This is a genomic window from Klebsiella sp. P1954 (assembly GCF_018199955.1).
Classification (GTDB): Bacteria; Pseudomonadota; Gammaproteobacteria; order Enterobacterales; family Enterobacteriaceae; genus Klebsiella; species Klebsiella pneumoniae.
In genome coordinates, this window is the sequence record NZ_CP073373.1 from 1,305,474 (window position 1) to 1,326,145 (window position 20,672).

A 20,672-nucleotide genomic window follows, 5' to 3' on the forward strand; every position below is an offset into this window, starting at 1 on the left:
ACCATGGCTCTGTTTGCAACTGAAACCTGGACCATGCGCCACCGGCTGCTGCTGACCATCGGCGCCATCCTGGTGGTCTGCCAGCTGATAAGCGTCTTCTGGCTATGGCATGAGAGCAAAGAGCAGATCCAGCTGCTGGTGGCCAGCGCCATCGAAGGGCACAACAACCAGAAACATGTGGAGCATGAGGTACGGGAAGCGGTTGCCAGCCTGCTGGTGCCGAGCCTGCTGATCGTTGGCCTGGCGCTGTATATCAGCATGCTGGCGGTGCGCAAGATCACCCGCCCGCTTTCACGTCTGCAAAGCGAACTGGAGAACCGCACGCCGGACAACCTCACCCCTATCGTACTCAGCGAATCGGTGCCCGAAGTCACGGCGGTGACCACCGCCCTGAATCAGTTGGTTTCCCGCCTCAATCTGACCCTCGACCGCGAGCGGCTGTTTACCGCCGACGTGGCGCATGAGCTACGCACCCCGCTGGCCGGGCTGCGGCTGCACCTTGAGCTGCTGGCGAAAGTGCATGGCATGGGCGTCGACCCGCTGATCCAGCGTCTCGATCAGATGACCACCAGCATTTCCCAGCTGCTGCAGCTGGCGCGCGTCGGCCAGTCCTTCTCCGCCGGCAGCTACCAGCAGGTGCTGTTGCTGGATGACGTGGTAAAACCCCTGCAGGACGAACTGGAGGCTATGCTGGCGCAGCGTCAGCAGCGGCTGCTGCTGACGGATATCGAAAACGAGACCGTCGTCTCTGGCGATGCGACGTTAATCCGCGTGATCCTGCGCAATCTGGTGGAGAATGCTCACCGCTACAGCCCTGAAGGGTCGACGATCCGCGTGTCGGTGAAAGCAGGCCTGATGCCGGTGATGGCGGTGGAAGATGAAGGGCCGGGGATCGATGAGGCGAAAAGCGGCGAACTCAGTAAAGCCTTCGTGCGCATGGACAGTCGCTACGGCGGCATTGGCCTCGGACTGAGCATCGTCACGCGCATCGCTCAGCTGCATGACGCCCAGTTTTTTTTGCATAACCGACAGCCCGGGCCAGGGGTCCGCGCGTGGGTGCTATTCCCGCAGCGCGGGGGTCAGAACGTCAGCACCCATTGATGGAAGAAGGCAACAATAATGACCAGGGCGGTGGCGACCGCCAGATATTCACGGAAGTTAATTTTTTGCATGGGCGCTATCCTCATCAGGTTGAAGATAGTGTCGCCTGGCGAGATTAAGCAAACATTAAGAAGGCCGCAACGCGGCCTTTTTTCTTCTCAAATGTTTGTTATCTGGCAAGCAGGACGATAAGAGAAGCGCGCCTTCACTATACCCCGCACGTCCACTCCGCCGGTCTGCGCCCAGAATCAGGAGGCGGCGATAAACAGCTCGCGCAGCTGATGCAGCTGGTCGCGTATTTGCGCCGCCTCCTCAAACTCGAGGTTCTGCGCGTGCTGCATCATCTGCCCTTCCAGCTCGTGGATTTTCTGCTGCAGCGCTTTTGGCGTCATATCCACAGCGCTAAGCCCGGCAGGCTCAACGGCCTTCGCTTTACCGCGCCCTTTGGCTTTGGTTTTCGCCAGGCCCTGGCCCAGCTGCAGGATATCCACCACTTTCTTATTGAGCCCCTGCGGCACGATGCCGTGCTCTTCGTTGTAGCGCTGCTGTTTCTCCCGTCGACGCTCGGTCTCGCCAATGGCTTTGGCCATGGAGGGGGTGATCTTATCGCCGTAGAGGATGGCCTTGCCGTTGACGTTGCGCGCCGCGCGGCCGATGGTCTGGATCAGCGAGCGTTCAGAACGCAGGAAGCCCTCTTTATCCGCATCCAGGATCGCCACCAACGACACCTCAGGCATATCCAGCCCCTCACGCAGCAGGTTGATCCCCACCAGCACGTCAAACTCGCCAAGACGCAGGTCGCGGATGATCTCCATGCGCTCGACGGTGTCGATATCCGAGTGCAGATAGCGCACGCGCTCGCCGTGCTCCTCAAGGTACTCGGTTAAGTCCTCCGCCATCCGCTTGGTGAGAGTGGTGACCAGCACGCGCTCGTTGATGGCCGTGCGCAGGCGGATCTCTGACAGCAGATCGTCGACCTGAGTCGCCACCGGGCGCACTTCGATGATTGGGTCAAGCAGACCGGTCGGCCGCACCACCTGATCCACAACCTCGCCGCCGGATTTATCCAGCTCATAGGCGCCCGGGGTCGCCGACACATAGATGGTTTGCGGCGCCAGCGCTTCAAATTCTTCAAACTTCATCGGCCGGTTATCCAGCGCCGACGGCAGGCGGAAACCGTATTCCACCAGCGTCTCTTTGCGCGCCCGGTCGCCCCGGTACATACCGCCGATCTGCGGCACCGTGACGTGGGATTCGTCAATCACCAGCAGGCCATCCGCCGGCAGATAGTCGAACAGGGTCGGCGGCGGCTCGCCGGGCCCGCGCCCGGAGAGAAAGCGCGAGTAGTTTTCAATGCCCGAGCAGTAACCCAGCTCGTTCATCATTTCGAGGTCAAACTGGGTACGCTGGGTTAAGCGCTGCTCTTCCAGCAGCTTGTTGTTGGCCAGCAGCACCTTGCGCCGCTCCGCCAGCTCCAGCTTGATCTCTTCCATCGCCTGGACGATGCGCTCCCGCGGCGTCACGTAGTGGGTCTTGGGATAAATGGTATAGCGCGGCACCGTCCCTTCGACGTGGCCGGTGAGCGGGTCGAACAGCGACAGACGCTCGACCTCTTCGTCAAAAAGCTCAATGCGCAGGGCGATATCGTCGGATTCCGCCGGGAAGACGTCGATCACCTCGCCGCGCACGCGAAAAGTGCCGCGCTGGAAGGCCTGATCGTTGCGGGTATACTGCAGTTCGGCCAGACGACGCAGGATCGCTCGCTGGTCAATCAGCATACCGACCGTCAGATGCAACATCATTTTCAGATACAGGTCCGGGTCGCCGAGGCCGTAGATCGCCGAGACTGACGCCACCACCACTACGTCGCGCCGCTCGAGCAGCGCTTTGGTGGCCGACAGACGCATCTGCTCAATATGTTCGTTTACCGAGGCGTCCTTCTCAATGAAGGTATCTGAGCTGGGAACGTAGGCTTCCGGCTGATAGTAATCGTAGTAGGAGACGAAATACTCGACGGCATTCTCCGGAAAAAACTCTTTCATCTCGCCGTAGAGCTGAGCCGCCAGGGTTTTGTTTGGCGCCAGCACCATCGTCGGCCGCTGCAGGTCGGCAATCACGTTGGCGATGGTAAAGGTTTTACCGGAGCCGGTAACCCCCAGTAGCGTCTGATGCGCAAGCCCATCCTCCAGCCCCTCTTCCAGGCGGCGGATGGCTTCCGGTTGGTCTCCGGAGGGGCGAAAGGCGGAATGCAGTACAAACGATTTACTCATCAATCAGAACCTGAAAAAAGAATTAGCGGCCGGTGTTTAATTCTACCCCCCGGGCCGTTTTTTGCCAATAAATTATACTGGATATTTAAACAGTGCGTACTTATGATAACGCCACAAAAGGGTCTTATTGGCCGGCAAGCTGGGTGCAAAACGTGCGTCAGACGGAATAATCCTCCGGCCGCCAGGGTTATCCCCAGAAAATTTTACCTTTTAACATTTGTCAAGCGGACGGATGAAACTTTTATGGCAGCAGATGACGCTTTTCTTACACCCATTGATTTTATCTAACAAGCTGATATTTAAGATCTTTAAAGAAAAGACGCCTTTCGCGCCAATTCAGCCGCAAGCCGCGTACGCTCTAGCTTACCGCAGGTTTTCTAACTCTAATACACAAGGTTATCCACAGGAATAGTGGATAACTGTCCGCAGCCCAAGACCACCGCCGCCCGGCGCCTGTCGCCTTTTGCGGTCAACCGCGTGGCGAAAAATTTTTATCGAACTATTTTTGATAACTATCCGCTTAAAGCCGCTCGATTTTTGCTGCTTTTTGCACCACCCTTTAGCGTCGGGCACCGGAAAAGTGCAGCCCCGGCGCTGACGAGGCCCGATGGTATCGGCGTTTAGCGCTTTTTTCCGAGCGTTCTTTTTCCTGGCAAGAGTTTTGCAGCATCTTTCTGTCGCCCTGACGCCAGGATAAGGAGAAAACGTCCATGTTGAATTTACAGGCAGTAAATCACTTTTACGGCAACCAGCATTCGCTGTGGAATGTCGATCTTGTACTACGCCCGGGAGAGTGCATTGGCGTACTGGGACGCGAGGGCATGGGAAAAACCACCCTGGTTAACTGCATTGCTGGCCACCTGCCGGTGGCCAGCGGCCGGATGACCTGGCATGACATTGGCGCCCCGCCGCAGGATCTCACCCCCCTGTCCGCTCAATCGCGCAGCGCCATTGGTATCGGCTACGTGCCACAAGATAAACGCATTTTTTCCCAACTCAGCGTGGAAGAGAACCTGCACATCGCCCTGGCGGCCGGGAAACCCGGGGCTAACGCCAGCGGCGGCGAGATTTATGAGCATTTTCCCGAGCTCTATGCCCTACGGCAGCGCAAAGGCGCCTCGCTGAGCGACGACGATCAGTACCAGCTGGCGCTGGCCAGGGCGCTGATCGTCCAGCCGCGGCTGCTGATCCTTGATGAACCCTCGCGCGGCAGAGGGCCGCGCTGCCTGCAAAAGCTGGCGGATCTGCTGTTGCGGTTAAATCGCGATATCGGCCTGACGGTGCTGCTCGCCGAGCAGCACCTGCCCTTTATCCGCCGGGTGGCGGATCGCTTCTGTGTCTTGCACCGGGGCCGTAACGTCGCCGAAGGCGATATTATGGCGCTGGATGAGCCGCTGCTGGCGCAGTGGATAACGCCGGATCCAGCGCCCTGAGGTCCAGATACTGGCCGAGATCGTCGCGCTGCGCGATGTCGGCAAGCCACGGTATTTCGCCGAGGAACGGCGCGGCCAGTCGGTTTTTCAGCGTCGCCAGATATTCGGCGTGGCGCTTGCCCGGCGGCTGTACGTCATTGGCGATCCACCCCGCCAGCGGTAGTCCCGCCTGGCGTACCGCCTGAGCGGTAAGCATTGCGTGGTTGATACAGCCGAGCTTAACGCCCACCACCAGAATGACCGGCAGCTGTTCCGCCTGCGCCCAGTCGGCGAAGGTCAGGGAATCCGAGAGCGGCGTAAACCAGCCGCCGGCGCCTTCCACCAACACCCAGTCGGCGAGACCTTCCAGCTCACGCAGCCCGCTGGAGAGCCTGGCCGCGGCGATCGGCCGCCCTTCGTCGGCGCTGATGATGTGCGGGGAGGTCGGCTCGGCGAAGGTATAGGGGTTCACCTGGTCGTAACGCAACGCGACCCGACTATGATGCTGCAGCGCCAGCGCATCTTCATTACGCAGCCCATCGCCGGTAAGCTCGCTACCGGAGGCCACCGGCTTATAGCCGGCAGTGTGAAAACCCAGCAGATTAGCCGCCTGCAGCAGGGCGCTGCTGGCGATGGTTTTACCGACTTCAGTATCGGTCCCGGTGACAAAAAAACGTTTAGTCACGCTCAATGACTCCTGTAAAAAGAGAATACGTCAGCGGGCAGATGCCCTGCCGCTGCGGCCAGGCCAGCTGCAGCTCGCGCAGTTTGCCGCGGCCAAGCGGGGCGGCGGTCCGCCCCTGGTGCAAATGGGTGGCGCCGATGCCCTTCAGCGAGCGCATAGCGCTCAGCGCATCGGCGAACGGCAGGCTAATCTGATGAACCTCGCCGGTCGCGCGCAGGCCGCGAAGCGCCGCGCGCACCGCCGCTTCGCTAAGGAAACGGTTGGCATGCGGCCGGTCGTCGATGGCCTGCCACGCCTGATTGAGCTCCGGCAGCGAGTCGGCGAGCAGCGTGCTAAACGCCACTCTGCCGCCGGGACGCGCCACCCGGTACAGCTCGCCAATTGCCGCCCGTAGATCGTCGCACCACTGCACCGCCAGATTGCTCCACGCCAGATCGACGCAGGCGTCCGGCAGCGGCAGCGCCTCAATATCCCCCAACAGATAATGCTGCGCGGCGTCGTTACGCTGCGCCTGGGCGAGCATCCCGGCGGAGAGATCCAGCGCGGTCACCACGCTGCCCGCCTCACGCCAATAGCGACTCATACTGCCGGGGCCGCAGCCGGCATCCAGCACCTGCGCAAAATCGCGGCGCGCCAGCTGGCGCAGCAGTAGATCGGCGCAGCGCCGCTGCAGTTCATCATGTTGCGTATAGCCGCTGGCCGCCCGGCCAAACGCCGCGGCCACCGCCTGCTTATTCACTGTGGCCATGCAGCACCTCCAGTAAACGGTTAATGTCTTCAATATGATGGGCGGCTGTCAGGGTCAGGCGCAAACGCGCGCTGCCGACCGGCACCGTCGGTGGACGGATCGCCGTTGCCCAGCAGCCCGCGTCGCGTAGACGGCAGGCCAGGTTCAGCGCCCGGGCGTTGTCGCCGACGATCAGCGGCTGGATCGCGCTGACGGAGTCGGTCAACCCCAGCGACACCTCGCCCATCCCCTCACGGAACTGACGGATGCGGGCGGCCAGGATGTCGCGACGCTGCTGCCCTTCATCGCTGCGAATGATCCCCAGGGCAGCGCTCAGCGCCACCGCCTGGGCGGGCGGCATCGCGGTGCTGTAGATCAGATGACGGGCAAACTGCAGCAGATAATCGGCCATTGCTTCGTCGCACAGCACCGCCGCGCCGCTGACGCCGAAGGCCTTGCCGAAGGTAACCACCAGCAGCTCAGGGCGCACCGCCTGCGCGGCGCAGCTCCCGCGTCCTTCGTCGCCGACCACGCCAACACCGTGGGCGTCATCCACCAGCAACACTGCCCCTGCGGCCTGCGTCGCGGCGTGAATGGCCGCCAGCGGCGCGCTGTCGCCGTCCATGCTGAAAATGCCTTCAGTGACCGCCAACTGTTCGCCCGCCAGCGGCTTAGCCAGCAGTTGCGCGAGCTGCTGCGGATCGTTGTGGGTAAAGCGCCGCAGCTGCGCCGGGCTGAGGCTCGCCGCCTCCAGCAGAGAGGCGTGGCTCAGACGGTCGGCGACAATCCGATCGTCTTTCTCCACCAGGGCAGCGATCAGCGCCTGATTCGCGGCAAAGCCGGAGATAAACAGCAATGCGCGCGGATAGCCCAGCCAGTCGGCGAGCGCCTCTTCCAGCGCGCGGTGGGCTTCGCTATAGCCGCTCACGTGGCCCGAGCCGCCGGCACCGACGCCATAGCGCGTGGCCCCCTGTTGCCAGGCGGCGATAATCGCCGGATGCTGACTCAGGCCCAGATAGTCATTGCTGGAGAAGTTAAGCCAGCGCTCCCCTTCCCGCTCCAGCCAGCGCCCGGCGCCGTGCGTCACCGGCAGGCGGTGGCGAAAAGCTTCCGCCGCCCGCCGCTCGTCCAGCGCCCGATTGATTCGCTGCTGCCAGCTCATAGCGCCGCCGCGTTGTAATATTCCTCAGTGTCCGGGGTGAGTAAGGCCTGCTCCAGACGCTGCTGCTGCTCATTGTCGCCTTCCAGCACCGCCGTCTGCTGCGGGTTGATCCCCAGCTTGCGGAACAGCTGCAGGTCTTTGTCCTCTTCCGGGTTCGGCGTGGTCAGCAGCTTGCAGCCGTAGAAAATCGAGTTCGCCCCGGCCATAAAGCACATCGCCTGGGTCTGCTCGTTCATCTGCTCGCGGCCGGCGGAGAGACGCACGTAGGAGGTGGGCATCATGATGCGCGCGATGGCGATAGTGCGGATGAAATCGAAAGCGTCGACGTCGTCGTTATCCGCCAGCGGCGTGCCCTTGACCTTCACCAACATGTTGATCGGTACGCTCTCCGGCGGCGTCGGCAGATTAGCCAGTTGCAGCAGCAGTCCGGCGCGATCTTTTACGCTCTCTCCCAGCCCGACGATACCGCCGGAGCAGACTTTGATCCCAGCATCACGCACTTTATCCAGCGTATCCAGGCGCTCCTGGTAGGTGCGGGTGGTGATGATGTTGCCGTAAAATTCCGGCGAGGTATCAAGGTTGTGGTTGTAGTAATCGAGGCCCGCTTCGGCCAGGCGCTGCGCCTGACTGTCGGTCAGGGTGCCGAGCGTCATACAGGACTCCAGCCCCAGCGCCTTCACCCCTTTCACCATCTGCTCCAGGTAAGGCATATCGCGGTCATTGGGGTTTTTCCACGCCGCGCCCATGCAGAAGCGGGTGGAGCCGGCGTTTTTCGCCTGGCGCGCTGATTCCAGCACCTGCTCAACCTCCATCAGGCGCTCGGCTTCGAGGCCGGTTTTGTAGCGTGCGCTCTGCGGGCAATATTTACAATCTTCCGGGCAGGCGCCGGTTTTGATCGACAGCAGGGTGCTGACCTGCACCTGGCGCGGATCAAAGTGTTGACGATGGATTTGCTGTGCTTCGAATAGCAGATCGATCAGCGGTTTATTAAATAATTCCGTTACTTGCGACATTGTCCAGCGAGGTTGGTGAGCCATTTTCCTCTCCAAAAGGTCGTACACTTCCTATTTCACACAGCCTCTTTGTTGGCGGCACTCGCGCCTCCCAGTCACATAGTGAACTATGCTCCTGGGGATGTTCTCGCTTGCCGCCTCGATGCTGCGCGAAATATTTTGTGTACGTTTCATTGTAAGTAAGTTCAGTGTAGACTTGTAAACCTAAATGTTTTCAAAATGGTTTACAAGTCGCTTATGACACTGGACGATCTCGCTTTCGATCGGCGCCACATCTGGCACCCCTACACCTCTATGACTTCCCCCCTGCCGGTCTATCCGGTGGTGTCCGCCCACGGTTGCGAGCTGTCCCTCGCCGGCGGCGAACAGTTGGTTGACGGTATGTCTTCCTGGTGGGCGGCGATCCACGGCTACAATCACCCACGCCTCAATGCGGCGCTGAAGGGGCAAATTGACCAAATGTCGCACGTGATGTTCGGCGGGATCACCCATCCGCCGGCAGTTGCGCTATGCCGTCAGCTGGTGGCGATGACCCCGGCCTCGCTGGAGTGCGTTTTCCTCGCCGACTCCGGTTCGGTGGCGGTAGAGGTGGCGATGAAAATGGCGCTGCAGTACTGGCAGGCTAAAGGCGAACCACGTCGTCGTTTTCTGACCTTCCGCAACGGCTATCACGGGGATACCTTCGGAGCGATGTCGGTCTGCGATCCGCAGAACTCGATGCACAGCCTGTGGCAGGGCTACCTGCCGGATAACCTGTTCGCCCCCGCGCCGCAAAGCCGCTTTGACGGCGAGTGGGACGAGATGGATATGGTACCGTTTGCCCGCCTGATGGCCGCGCATCGTCACGAAATCGCCGCGGTGATCCTCGAACCTATCGTCCAGGGGGCAGGCGGCATGCGGATGTACCATCCAGAGTGGCTGAAGCGGGTGCGTAAAATGTGCGACCGGGAAGGGATACTGCTGATCGCCGATGAGATTGCCACCGGCTTTGGCCGCACCGGCAAGCTGTTCGCTTGTGAACACGCCGGGATTACCGCCGACATTCTGTGTCTGGGCAAAGCGCTGACCGGCGGCACCATGACCCTTTCCGCCGCCATCACTACCCGAACGGTTGCTGAAACCATTAGCAATGGCGAAGCCGGTTGCTTTATGCACGGCCCCACCTTTATGGGCAATCCGCTGGCCTGCGCGGTGGCCGGCGAAAGCCTGCGCCTGCTGGAGAGCGGCGAATGGCAGCTGCAGGTAGCGGCGATTGAAGCCCAGCTGCAGGCCGAGCTGGCCCCGGCGCGGGGATCTGCGCTGGTCGCGGACGTCCGCGTGCTGGGCGCTATTGGCGTGGTTGAAACCCGTCGCCCGGTCAACATGGCCGCCCTGCAGCGCTTTTTCGTCGAGCAGGGAGTCTGGATCCGTCCGTTTGGCCGGCTGATTTATCTGATGCCGCCGTACATCATCACGCCCGAGCAGCTGACCCGCCTGACCCGTGCGGTCAACCAGGCAGTGCAGGACGAAACATTTTTTAGCGAATAAATAGCGGAATTGCGTCGTCGGGAAGGCTACACTTCTTTGTTAATCAGCGCATTATCAATGAGGATGAAGCATGAAACTGATCAGTCACGATCTCCAGGACGGCGGTAAGCTGCCTAATCGTCACGTCTTCAACGGCATGGGCTACGATGGCGACAATATTTCGCCGCATCTGATGTGGGATGATGTGCCCGCGGGAACCAAAAGCTTTGTGGTGACCTGCTACGATCCGGATGCGCCGACCGGCTCCGGCTGGTGGCACTGGGTGGTCGCTAACCTGCCGGCCGATACCCGCGTCCTGCCGCAAGGGGCCGGTTCCGGTCAGGCGGAGCTGCCGGAAGAGGCCGTTCAGACCCGCACCGATTTTGGTAAGGCAGGCTACGGCGGCGCGGCGCCGCCGAAGGGCGAAACCCACCGCTATATCTTCACCGTCCACGCCCTGGACGTCGAGAAAATTGAGGTGGATGCTGAGGCCAGCGGCGCGATGGTCGGCTTTAACGTCCATTTCCATTCCCTCGCCAGCGCCTCCATCACCGCCCTGTTCAGTTAATCTTCCCCGGATAGCGGCTTGCGCCTTATCCGGGGTACCCGCGGCGCCATTTGTTTTTCGGGTGGCGCTGCGCTTACCCGACCTACACTACCCCCACGCCCATGCTAGCGCAGCGCCGCCGGGCGATTGCCGCGGGCACGGAGCCGCTTTTATGCCGGGCGGCGGCTGACGCCTTGCCCGGCCTACGGTGCGTGCGACCTGCCGTGAAGTTACCCACCAGTCCTGCTGAAACTGCCGGTGTTGCGGCCTCAACATCGCTGAGACGTTCCCGGAAGGCCGGGGCAGCCCGCATGGATGCGGGCTGAGGGCCGTGTTTTGCAAGGACGCTGCCTCGGCCCGACCCGAAGCCTGCAGGGATAAGTCGAAGGCACCACGCAGTGGCGATGTTGCTGGCCGAAGCCCGGGGGTACAGGGGGCGGCGGCGACTGGCCGCCCCCTGTGCGCTCCCTGCGCCATGAGTAACATAACGTAGAAGACATTTCGGGAGCGCAATGTGCTCGGAATTAATACAAAACAACTGTTTTTACCGGATTAAAACCGTTACAAGCCGATAGCAGTATCTACAATACCCCCAGGCCCGCGCAAGCGCAGCGCCGCCGGGCGATTGCCGCGGGCACGGAGCCGCTTTTATGCCGGGCGGCGGCTGACGCCTTGCCCGGCCTACGGTCCGTGCCATTTGTAGCCCCGGTAAGCGCAGCGCCACCGGGGAAATTGATCTTACTGTTCAGTGGCTACCTGCAGCGCCGTTTTACGCACCCGCGCATACCACACCACCGTCAGCAGCCCGAGCCAGACCAGGCCGGCGATCAGCGCCATCCGCGTTTCGGCAAACATCCCTAATACGGCGATGACCAGCCCCATAAACAGCAGCGTCAACAGCGGCGCCACCGGCCAGAACGGAATGGGAAAGGCGATCTGGCTGCGCTCTTCGGCAGACAAACCGCGGCGCATGGCAAAATGGGATAGCAGAATCATCAGCCACACCCATACCGTGGCGAATGCCGCCAGCGAAGCAATTAGCACAAATACCTGCTCGGGGATCAGATAGTTCAATACCACCGCCGCCAGAAGCGCGCCGCCCATGACCACCACCGTCATCCAGGGCACACCGTTGCTGGCGATGCGCTGGAAGCTTTTCGGCGCCAGCCCCTCTTTCGACATGCCGTACATCATGCGTCCGGCGCCAAAAATATCGCTGTTAATCGCCGAGATGCTGGCGCTGATCACGATGATGTTAAGGATGGTCGCCGCCGCCGGGATCCCCAGACCGTCGAAAATAAGCACAAACGGACTCCCCTGTTCGCCAAAGCTGTTCCACGGGAAGATCGCCATCAGTACCGCCAGGGTGCAGACGTAGAACAGGATAATGCGCAGCGGAATGGTATTGATGGCCTGCGGGATCACCTTCTTAGGATCCTTCGCTTCAGCGGCGGTGACGCCGATAATCTCCACCCCGCCGAAGGCGAACATCACGATGCCAAGCGAGGCGATAACGCCCTGCCAGCCGTTAGGGGCAAAGCCGCCGTGGCTCCAGAGGTTTTCCAGCCCGGTGGCCGGGAAGCTGTGGCCAAAGCCAAAGAAGATGATCCCCGCCCCCGCCAGCATCATGGCGATAATCGCCACCACCTTCACCAGAGACAGCCAGAACTCCATCTCGCCAAATACCCGCACGTTGCACAGGTTCATCGCGCCGATAAAGAAGATGATGCTGAGGATCCAGATCCAGCGCGGCACATCGGGGTACCACAATCCCATATAGATGCCGAAGGCGGTGACGTCGGCCAGGGCGACGATCACCATTTCAAAGGTGTAGGTCCAGCCGGTAATAAACCCGGCCAGCGGCCCGAGATACTGGCGGGCATAGCTGCCGAAGGAGCCGGAAACCGGGTTGCGCACCGCCATCTCGCCCAGCGCGCGCATGACGATAAACACCGCCGCGCCGCCAATCAGATAGGCCAGCAGCACCGCCGGGCCCGCCGCTTTGATGGCTGAGGCCGAGCCATAGAACAGCCCGGTGCCGATAGCGGAGCCGAGCGCAATAAACCGAATGTGTCGGGCATTGAGCCCGCGCAGCAGATGTGGCTTGTGTTGTTGTTGCATATACAGGTGTCCTGATTTTTTTATATGACGACAAATATGCGATGTAGGGCGGTCGGGGGAATGACTTCCCCCGACGCGGGTACAGAGAACAACGGTGATTAATGCAGTACGGCAGGCAGCAGACGCGTCAGGTGACGGGCCGCCAGAAGCGCAATGGCGTTATCGATATCCGGGGCGAAGTAGCGATCCTGCGTATAGTGCGGCACGCGTTCGCGCAGCAAGTGACGCGCCTCTTCCAGCAGCGGACTGGTGGTCAGTCCTTCGCGCATATCCAGCCCCTGCGCCGCCGCCAGCCACTCAACGGCCAGCACCCCGCGGGTGTTCTCGGCCATCGCCCACAGGCGGCGACCGGCCGCCGGCGCCATCGAGACGTGGTCTTCCTGGTTGGCAGAGGTGGGCAGGCTGTCAACGCTATGCGGGTGCGACAGCGCTTTGTTTTCACTGGCTAAGGCCGCCGCCGTGACCTGGGCAATCATAAACCCGGAGTTGACGCCGCCATTTTTGACGAGGAACGGCGGCAGCTGCGACATATGGCTGTCCATCATCAGCGCGATGCGGCGCTCGGAGAGCGAGCCGATTTCGGCGATCGCCAGCGCGATATTATCCGCGGCCATCGCCACCGGTTCGGCATGGAAGTTACCGCCGGAGATGACGTCATTTTCGGCGGCAAAGACCAGCGGGTTATCGGAGACCGCGTTGGCTTCAGCCAGCAGCACCTCAGCCGCCTGGCGGATCTGCGTCAGGCAGGCGCCCATCACCTGCGGCTGGCAGCGCAGGGAGTACGGGTCCTGCACCTTGCTGCAGTTATGGTGCGACTGCGAGATCGCGCTATCTTCGGTCAGCAGGTGGCGATACAGCGCCGCCGCATCAATCTGCCCGCGCTGGCCGCGCACTTCATGGATGCGCGCATCAAACGGACGACGTGAGCCCAGCGCCGCTTCGGTGGTTAACGCCCCGCAGACGACCGAGGAGGCGAACAGATCCTCGGCTTCGAACAGACCGCGCAGGGCAAAAGCGGTCGAGGCCTGGGTGCCGTTGAGTAGCGCCAGCCCCTCTTTCGCCGCCAGGGTAATCGGCTCCAGCCCCACCTGACGCAGCGCTTCGGTGGCCGGCAGCCAGTCGCCGCCGCGTACCCGCGCTTTACCTTCTCCGAGCAGGGTCAGCGACATATGCGCCAACGGCGCGAGGTCGCCGGAAGCGCCGACGGAGCCTTTGGCCGGGATCCACGGCGTCACGCCGGCATTCACCAGGCCAATCAGCGCCTGGATCACGCTCAGGCGGATCCCGGAGAAACCGCGGGACAGGCTGTTAATCTTCAGCACCATAATCAGCCGCGCCAGATCATCGTCCAGCGGCTCGCCAACGCCCGCCGCATGGGACAGCACCAGCGAACGCTGCAGGTTCTCCAGATCTTCCGTCGAGATACGGGTTTGCGCCAGCAGGCCAAAACCGGTGTTGATGCCGTAGGCGGTCCGCCCTTCGGCAAGGATGGCGTTGACGCAGGCCACGCTCTCGTCAATGGCGGCAAACGCGCCGCTGTCGAGGGTAATATTTACCGGGTGGCTGTAAACGTCGCGGAGCTGCGACAGGCTGAGTTGACCCGGGATCAAAGTTAAAGATTTCATTTAGCGTTCCCCTGCGTTGCCGCCACCATCGGAAGATTCAGACCCTGTTCTGCTGCGCATTCAATGGCAATCTCATACCCCGCGTCGGCATGACGCATTACGCCGGTCGCCGGGTCGTTATGCAGGACGCGGGCGATACGCGCCGCCGCTTCATCGGTACCATCGCAGACGATAACCATCCCGGAGTGTTGCGAGAAGCCCATGCCTACCCCGCCGCCGTGGTGCAGCGACACCCAGGTCGCGCCGCTGGCGGTATTGAGCAGGGCGTTGAGCAGCGGCCAGTCGGAGACCGCATCAGAACCATCGCGCATCGCTTCGGTTTCGCGGTTCGGGCTGGCGACGGAGCCGGAGTCAAGGTGATCCCGGCCAATGACGATCGGCGCGGAGACTTCGCCGCTGCGCACCATTTCGTTAAACGCCAGACCGAGCTTTTGCCGCCACTCCAGACCGACCCAGCAGATACGCGCCGGCAGTCCCTGGAAGCTGATGCGCTCGCGCGCCATATCCAGCCAGTGGTGCAGATGCTGATCATCTTTAATGATCTCTTTCACTTTCGCGTCGGTTTTGTAGATATCCTGCGGATCGCCGGACAGCGCTACCCAGCGGAACGGGCCGATACCGCGGCAGAACAGCGGGCGGATATAGGCCGGCACGAAGCCCGGGAAATCGAAGGCGTTGCTGACGCCCACTTCCTGCGCCATCTGGCGGATGTTGTTGCCGTAGTCGAAGGTTGGGACCCCCATCTCATGGAAGGCCAGCATCGCCTGCACGTGATCGGCCATCGAGCGTTTCGCCGCCAGAATAGTGCCCTGCGGGTCGGATTCGGCTTTCTGCTGATACTCTTCCCAGCTCCAGCCTTTCGGCAGATAGCCATGCAGCGGGTCGTGGGCGCTGGTCTGGTCGGTGACCATATCCGGGCGCACGCCGCGCTTCACCAGCTCCGGTACGATCTCCGCGGCGTTGCCGCACAGCGCGATAGAGATGGCCCGCCCTTCGGCGGTGTATTTTTTGATGCGCGCCAGGGCGTCATCCAGCGAGGTGGCTTGCTCATCCACGTAGCGGGTACGCAGACGGAAATCGATGCGGCTCTGCTGACATTCGATGTTCAGCGAGCAGGCGCCGGCCAGCGTCGCGGCCAGCGGCTGCGCGCCGCCCATGCCGCCCAGACCGGCGGTTAATACCCAGCGGCCTTTCAGGCTGCCCTGGTAGTGCTGGCGACCGGCTTCGACGAAGGTTTCGTAGGTACCCTGCACGATGCCCTGGCTGCCGATGTAGATCCAGCTGCCGGCGGTCATCTGGCCGTACATCGCCAGCCCTTTGGCATCCAGCTCGTTAAAGTGTTCCCAGGTGGCCCAGTGCGGGACCAGGTTGGAGTTGGCGATCAGCACGCGCGGTGAGTTTTCATGGGTTTTGAATACGCCCACCGGCTTCCCGGACTGCACCAGCAGGGTTTCATCGCTCTCCAGGTTCTTCAGCGCCTTCACGATAGCGTCATAGCATTCCCAGTTGCGCGCTGCGCGACCAATACCGCCATAGACCACCAGCTCGTGCGGGTTTTCGGCGACATCGGGATCAAGGTTATTCATTAACATACGCAGCGGGGCTTCGGTCAGCCAGCTCTTCGCGGTCAGCGTCGTGCCTCTTAGCGCACGGACGTCCAGCTGGCGATATTTGCTTTGCGACATCGGGGTTTCTCCTGACAATGAACGTTGTTTACGTAGATACATATACTTGTCTATACAAGCATGCGCAAGCCAGGATTTAACAGAAATGATACAATTTTGTTATATTGCGTCAGCAATCACGTTTTGCTGACGCCAGCGTGGATCAGGAGCCAAAGCGCCCCTGCAGACGATATCGGCTACCGGGGAACAGCAGGCGCGCGTGGGAGACGATGTGGGTTGTCGACCAGGTGCGGCGACGGATCAGCAGGCACGGATCGTGGGCGTGAATATGCAGCAGCGCGCACTCTTCCGCCGTGGCCTGCACCGCTTCAACAATGTGTTCACCTTCAGTTAACGGCGCGATCAGCGACAGGTAATCATGGGGCGTGGTGGCGGTGTAGTCCTGATGCAGATAGTCCGGGACCACTGCGGCATTGACGCAGCGATCTTCGATTTGCACCGGCACCTCGTTTTCGTAATGCACCATCAGCGAGTGAAAGATGCGGGTGCCTTCCGGGACGCTGAGCGCCGTCGCCTGAATATGATCCGCCCGGGTCTCCTCCAGCAGGAGTACCTCACAGCGGTGCTGATGGTGACGGGCGACAATTTCTGCGGCAATACTGCGCACCTCGAACAGCGCCGACTGCCCTTTCGGCTCGGCGACAAAGGTTCCCACCCCTTGCAACCTGACCAGCAGGCCTTCGTCCGTCAGCTCGCGCAGCGCGCGATTGATGGTCATCCGGCTGAAGCCGAACTGGGCCACCAGCTCAGCTTCCGACGGGATACGGTCATGCGGTCGCCAGACGCCGCTGTGGATCTTTTCGCTGATCGCCTGCTTCACCTTTTCATAGAAAGGCGCGGGCGCGGAACGAGGTTGTTGTGCAAACATGGCCTGGCTTTCCTTATGCGTAATAAGCGGAGCGGCGAAACGAAAATAATAGCGCGGATCGCTAGCGCCACCAATGGGCGATTTGCCATGCCACACGGGCCGCCGTGTGAGCGCCCTGACCGTCAATGTCAAACAGCGGGTTAAACTCCACCAGATCCACCGCCTGCAGCTTACCGCTGCGGCACAGCGGCTCAACGATGCGCAGCAGCGTGGCCAGCGGCACGCCCAGCGCCGCCGGGGCCGACACCGCCGGCATTTCTCGCGCCGGCAGCACGTCGAGATCGATAGTCAGATACAGACGGTCGAATTGCGCGATATTGCGCTCAAGCTCCGGCAACACGCGAGTTTCGAAGGCTGTCAGCACCTCCAGATCTTCAACGATAGCCACCTGGCGGCGCGCCGCTTCATCCCATAGCGCCTGGGTGTTCGCCGCCCGGCTAACCCCGATGCAGGAATAGTGAAAACCGCGCTGCTGCGCGTCACACTCCAGCGCCAACTGGCGGAACGGCGTCCCGGAGCTGGCGCATTCGGCAAAGCGCAGATCCAGATGCGCATCGAGATTAATAATGCCCACTTTTTCGCCCGGGAAGGCGTCCAGTACCCCAGCGCCGTGGCCGAAGGCCGTCTCGTGGCCGCCGCCCAGGACCAGCGTGCGTTTACCCGCCCGCTGACAGTCGGCCACCGCCTCGCGCAGCGCCTGATGCGCGGCTTCTAACTGCTCGCCGTCGACGCTGATGGTGCCCATATCCACGCAGCGGTCATGACCCTGATGGCTGGCCATATTGGCCAACGCCCGGCGCAGGGTCGCCGGGCCGTCCGCTGCCCCGGTACGCCCCTTGTTACGCCGGACCCCTTCGTCACAGGCGAAGCCGAGCAGCGCGATATCGCCGGGCATCTCCTGCGGCGCGAAGCGTTCCGCGCGGGCGATGGTCTGGAACAGGCGCAGCGCATTGGGCGCTTCCGCGCTGTCGTCGCGTCCCTGCCAGAGACTGGCTGGCGTAGCTTGCCACAGCATCATTGCAGTTCTCCTTGAACAACGCGATGCCAGAGCGGACTGCGCCCCGGCTCATACACCATCTCGACGGGATGCTCAGCATCCCAGATGGCGAAGTTAGCGACAAAGCCCGGCGCCAGCTGGCCGTGGCTGGCCTGGCGCCCCAGCGCCCGCGCGGCATGGCGCGTCACCCCGGCCCACGCCTCCTCCGGCGTCAGGCCAAACTTAACGCAGGCCATGTTCATCGCCAGATGCAGGCTGGCGAAGGGGCTGGTGCCGGGGTTGAAATCGGTCGCCACCGCCATCGGCACCTGGTACTTGCGCAGCAGCTCGACCGGCGGTTTACGAGTTTCATTAAGGAAGTAGAACGCGCCGGGGAGCAGGGCTGCCACGGTGCCGCTTTCACGCATCGCCGCCACGCCCTCTTCCGTCAGATACTCGATATGGTCGGCGGAAAGCCCATGATAGCGGCTCACCAGCTGCGCGCCGCCCAGCGACGAGAGCTGCTCAACGTGGCCTTTTACCGGAATGCCCAGCGCCTGCGCCGCCTGAAAGACGCGCTCAGTTTGCTGCGGGCTGAAGCCGACGTTTTCGCAGAAGACGTCAACGCTTTCAAACAGTCCCTCCTGCCACAGCGTCGGTAAAATGGTCTCGCAGACCAGCGTAATATAGCCGTCAGCATCGCCTTGATATTCCGGCGGCGTGGCATGGGCGGAGAGCAGCGTCGCCGACAGTTCCACGCCATTATGATCGGCCAGTTGTCGGGCGACCCGCAGCATTTTGCGTTCGTTTGGCAGGTCGAGGCCGTAACCGGATTTGATCTCCAGGGTGGTCACCCCTTCACGCAGCAGGCGTTCCAGACGCGGCTGGGCCAGCGCCAGTAGTTCAGCTTCGCTGCTGTCGCGCGTGGCGCGCACGGTGGAGTTAATGCCGCCGCCGCTGGCGCTGATGGTTTGATACGACACGCCGTTCAGCCGCTGCTCCCACTCCTGGGCCCGGCTGCCGCCGAAGACGAGATGGGTGTGGCAGTCGATTAATCCCGGCGTTACCAACCGGCCTTCAAGATCGATACTGCGCCCGCTGGGGACGTCATCTTCGGCGACAATCGCCGCGATGCGGCCGTCGCGCACCAGCAGCGCATGGCGCTCCAGCAGGCCGTAAGGTTGAGCGTGATCGGGGTTCAGGGTGGCGAGACGCCCGTTTCGCCAGATAACGAGTTCGGAAGTGGCTTCAGTCATAGCGCTTAACTTGTCATGGGTTGTATAGACATTTATTTTCATAACGCCGGTAAAGTCAACAATAGCGCAGGGAAATGTTATTTTTTTGTGACTAAAGACCATCCGGCAGGGCTGCGCGTTGCGTAAAGACGGTAAGTTTTTCCGTCCACGTCTTCCCGTTTCGTTCAAGTTAGTATAAAACAGCAGGTTTTAAAGGACTTATACCCTGGCGTCTCAGCCGGGGTATTTCACTACGCTTAATTTTGCCCGGAGCAACATGAACACATATTCCGTTTCCCGTCTGGCGCTGGCGCTGGCCTTCGGCGTGACGCTGTCCGCCTGTAGCTCGACGCCTGCCGATCAACAGCCCTCAACGCAGACTGCACCGGGCACTACCGCGCGTCCCATACTCAACGCCGAAGAAGCGAAAAACTTCACGCCGGCGGCCTATTTCCAGTCGCTGGCTCCCAACGCCGCCGCCTGGACGCCGTCTGCTATCAGCCTGCCGGCGCAGCCTGACTTTATCGTCGGCCCTGCGGGAACCCAGGGCGTAACCCATACCACCATTCAGGCGGCGGTGGATGCGGCAATTGCCCGTCACTCTAACCGTCGTCTGTATATCGCGATTATGCCGGGCGAGTACCCGGGAACCGTCTACGTTCCGGCGGCGCCGGGCGCCCTGACCCTGTATGGTACTGGCGATAAGCCAATCGACGTGAAAATCAGCGAAGCCATTGATTCCGAGATGGATCGCAACACCTGGCGTCGTCTGGTCAATCCAGGCGGTAAATATATGCCGGGTAAACCGGCGTGGTATATGTTCGACAGTTGCCAAAGCAAATCCGCGGCGACCGTCGGCGTAATGTGTTCCGCAGTCTTCTGGTCACAGAATAATGGTCTGCAGCTGCAGAACCTGACCATCGCCAACAACCTCGGCGACAGCGTTGACGCCGGTACCCACCAGGCGGTGGCATTGCGCAGCGATGGCGACCAGGTGCAGATCAATAAGGTCAATATTCTTGGCCGTCAGAACACCTTCTTCGTGACCAACAGCGGCGTGCAAAACCGTCTGCAGGACAACCGTCAGACCCGCACCCTGGTGACCAACAGCTACATTGAAGGCGATGTGGATATCGTTTCCGGCCGCGGCGCGGTGGTGTTTGATAACACCGATTTCCGCGTGGTGAATTCCCGTACCCAGAAAGAGGCCTACGTCTTCGCGCCGGCTACTCTGAAGAGCGTGACCTACGGCTTCCTGGCGACCAACAGCCGCTTCACCGCCTCCGGGGATAACGTCGCGCAGCTCGGCCGCGCGCTGGACGTCGATGGCAACAGCAACGGCCAGGTGGTGATCCGCGACAGCGCTATCAATGAAGGCTTTAATATTGCCCAGCCGTGGGCGGCGGCGGTAGGCTCCGGCCGCCCGTTCAGCGGCAACACCGGCAGCGCCGATGACAAAGGCAATCTGCAGCGCAACCTCAACGACAACGGCTTCAACCGCATGTGGGAGTACAATAACCGCGGCGTGGGAAGCACCGTGGTCGCCGAGCCGAAACAGTAAAGCGCAACAAGCGTGAACCATAATAAAAGAGAGGGCGATGCCCTCTCTCAAACTGCTGACAACGTGCAATCTTCAGGAATTGCCCGGCGGCGCTGCGCTTGCGCGGCCCTACAGATAACTGCATAACGGTTTGATATTGAAGTCTTTCGTAGGCCGGGTAAGGCGAAAGTCGCCACCC

The 20,672-nt window shown here is 61.4% G+C and carries 17 protein-coding genes; 6 read left to right on the forward strand and 11 right to left on the reverse strand.

Annotated features, from left to right (window positions below):
- The first annotated feature begins 3 nt into the window (after positions 1-3).
- Positions 4-1,101, forward strand: a complete 1,098-nt coding sequence (pmrB, locus tag KB890_RS06390; RefSeq protein ID WP_004179093.1) for a two-component system sensor histidine kinase PmrB — start codon at positions 4-6, stop codon at positions 1,099-1,101.
- 248 nt (positions 1,102-1,349) lie between these two features.
- Here the strand turns inward: pmrB and uvrB are convergent, their stop codons facing one another.
- Positions 1,350-3,371, reverse strand: a complete 2,022-nt coding sequence (gene uvrB, locus KB890_RS06395) for an excinuclease ABC subunit UvrB (protein WP_002895655.1) — start codon at positions 3,369-3,371, stop codon at positions 1,350-1,352.
- Positions 3,372-3,782: 411 nt separating this feature from the next.
- On the opposite strand from uvrB, the gene KB890_RS06400 reads away from it, so the two are divergent.
- Positions 3,783-3,995 carry a hypothetical protein gene (locus tag KB890_RS06400; RefSeq protein WP_002895652.1) on the forward strand — a complete coding sequence of 71 codons (213 nt, stop codon included), beginning with the start codon at positions 3,783-3,785 and terminating at the stop codon, positions 3,993-3,995.
- An 86-nt stretch (positions 3,996-4,081) separates the two neighbouring features.
- The gene (locus KB890_RS06405; protein WP_004152853.1) at positions 4,082-4,804 is read left to right on the forward strand and encodes an ABC transporter ATP-binding protein; all 723 of its coding nucleotides are present in this window, start codon (positions 4,082-4,084) and stop codon (positions 4,802-4,804) included.
- On the opposite strand, the gene bioD is transcribed toward KB890_RS06405, so the two are convergent.
- The 4 genes from bioD to bioB are packed head-to-tail and all read right to left on the reverse strand — an operon-like array spanning position 4,746 to position 8,394.
- Positions 4,746-5,468, reverse strand: a complete 723-nt coding sequence (gene bioD, locus KB890_RS06410) for a dethiobiotin synthase (protein ID WP_004179092.1) — start codon at positions 5,466-5,468, stop codon at positions 4,746-4,748. The genes KB890_RS06405 and bioD overlap by 59 nt on opposite strands.
- Positions 5,461-6,216, reverse strand: a complete 756-nt coding sequence (bioC, locus tag KB890_RS06415; RefSeq protein WP_004179091.1) for a malonyl-ACP O-methyltransferase BioC — start codon at positions 6,214-6,216, stop codon at positions 5,461-5,463. Before bioC ends, bioD begins: the two co-directional genes overlap by 8 nt.
- The gene (gene bioF, locus KB890_RS06420; RefSeq protein ID WP_004179090.1) at positions 6,200-7,357 is read right to left on the reverse strand and encodes an 8-amino-7-oxononanoate synthase; all 1,158 of its coding nucleotides are present in this window, start codon (positions 7,355-7,357) and stop codon (positions 6,200-6,202) included. Before bioF ends, bioC begins: the two co-directional genes overlap by 17 nt.
- On the reverse strand, positions 7,354-8,394 hold the full coding sequence (bioB, locus tag KB890_RS06425; protein ID WP_002895580.1) for a biotin synthase BioB: 1,041 nt from the start codon (positions 8,392-8,394) through the stop codon (positions 7,354-7,356). The genes bioF and bioB overlap by 4 nt, the downstream gene beginning before the upstream one ends.
- 213 nt (positions 8,395-8,607) lie before the next feature.
- Here bioB and bioA point away from each other — a divergent pair, with 213 nt between their 5' ends.
- Both bioA and KB890_RS06435 read left to right on the forward strand, forming a co-directional pair.
- On the forward strand, positions 8,608-9,897 hold the full coding sequence (gene bioA, locus KB890_RS06430) for an adenosylmethionine--8-amino-7-oxononanoate transaminase (protein WP_004195153.1): 1,290 nt from the start codon (positions 8,608-8,610) through the stop codon (positions 9,895-9,897).
- Positions 9,898-9,967: 70 nt separating this feature from the next.
- Positions 9,968-10,444: a kinase inhibitor gene (locus KB890_RS06435; RefSeq protein WP_002895575.1), complete on the forward strand. Its 477-nt coding sequence runs from the start codon at positions 9,968-9,970 to the stop codon at positions 10,442-10,444.
- 717 nt (positions 10,445-11,161) lie between these two features.
- Here KB890_RS06435 and KB890_RS06440 read toward each other — a convergent pair.
- From KB890_RS06440 to hutI, 6 genes are all read right to left on the reverse strand, one after another.
- Positions 11,162-12,544: an amino acid permease gene (locus tag KB890_RS06440; protein WP_004147672.1), complete on the reverse strand. Its 1,383-nt coding sequence runs from the start codon at positions 12,542-12,544 to the stop codon at positions 11,162-11,164.
- 98 nt (positions 12,545-12,642) lie between these two features.
- Positions 12,643-14,169 (reverse strand): histidine ammonia-lyase, encoded by a 1,527-nt coding sequence (gene hutH / locus KB890_RS06445; RefSeq protein ID WP_020324026.1) that lies wholly within the window; start codon positions 14,167-14,169, stop codon positions 12,643-12,645.
- Positions 14,166-15,854, reverse strand: a complete 1,689-nt coding sequence (gene hutU, locus KB890_RS27550) for a urocanate hydratase (protein ID WP_020324030.1) — start codon at positions 15,852-15,854, stop codon at positions 14,166-14,168. Before hutU ends, hutH begins: the two co-directional genes overlap by 4 nt.
- A 142-nt stretch (positions 15,855-15,996) precedes the next feature.
- Positions 15,997-16,722, reverse strand: a complete 726-nt coding sequence (locus tag KB890_RS06460; protein WP_002895358.1) for a histidine utilization repressor — start codon at positions 16,720-16,722, stop codon at positions 15,997-15,999.
- Between the two features lie 61 nt (positions 16,723-16,783).
- Positions 16,784-17,740, reverse strand: a complete 957-nt coding sequence (gene hutG / locus KB890_RS06465) for a formimidoylglutamase (RefSeq protein ID WP_020324032.1) — start codon at positions 17,738-17,740, stop codon at positions 16,784-16,786.
- A complete protein-coding gene (hutI, locus tag KB890_RS06470) occupies positions 17,737-19,056 on the reverse strand; it encodes an imidazolonepropionase (protein ID WP_004153329.1) in 1,320 nt (439 codons plus the stop codon). The genes hutG and hutI overlap by 4 nt, the downstream gene beginning before the upstream one ends.
- Positions 19,057-19,210: 154 nt before the next feature.
- On the opposite strand from hutI, the gene KB890_RS06475 reads away from it, so the two are divergent.
- Complete coding sequence (locus KB890_RS06475; protein ID WP_004142122.1) at positions 19,211-20,494, forward strand: putative acyl-CoA thioester hydrolase; 1,284 nt, start codon at positions 19,211-19,213, stop codon at positions 20,492-20,494.
- Positions 20,495-20,672: the final 178 nt, after the last annotated feature.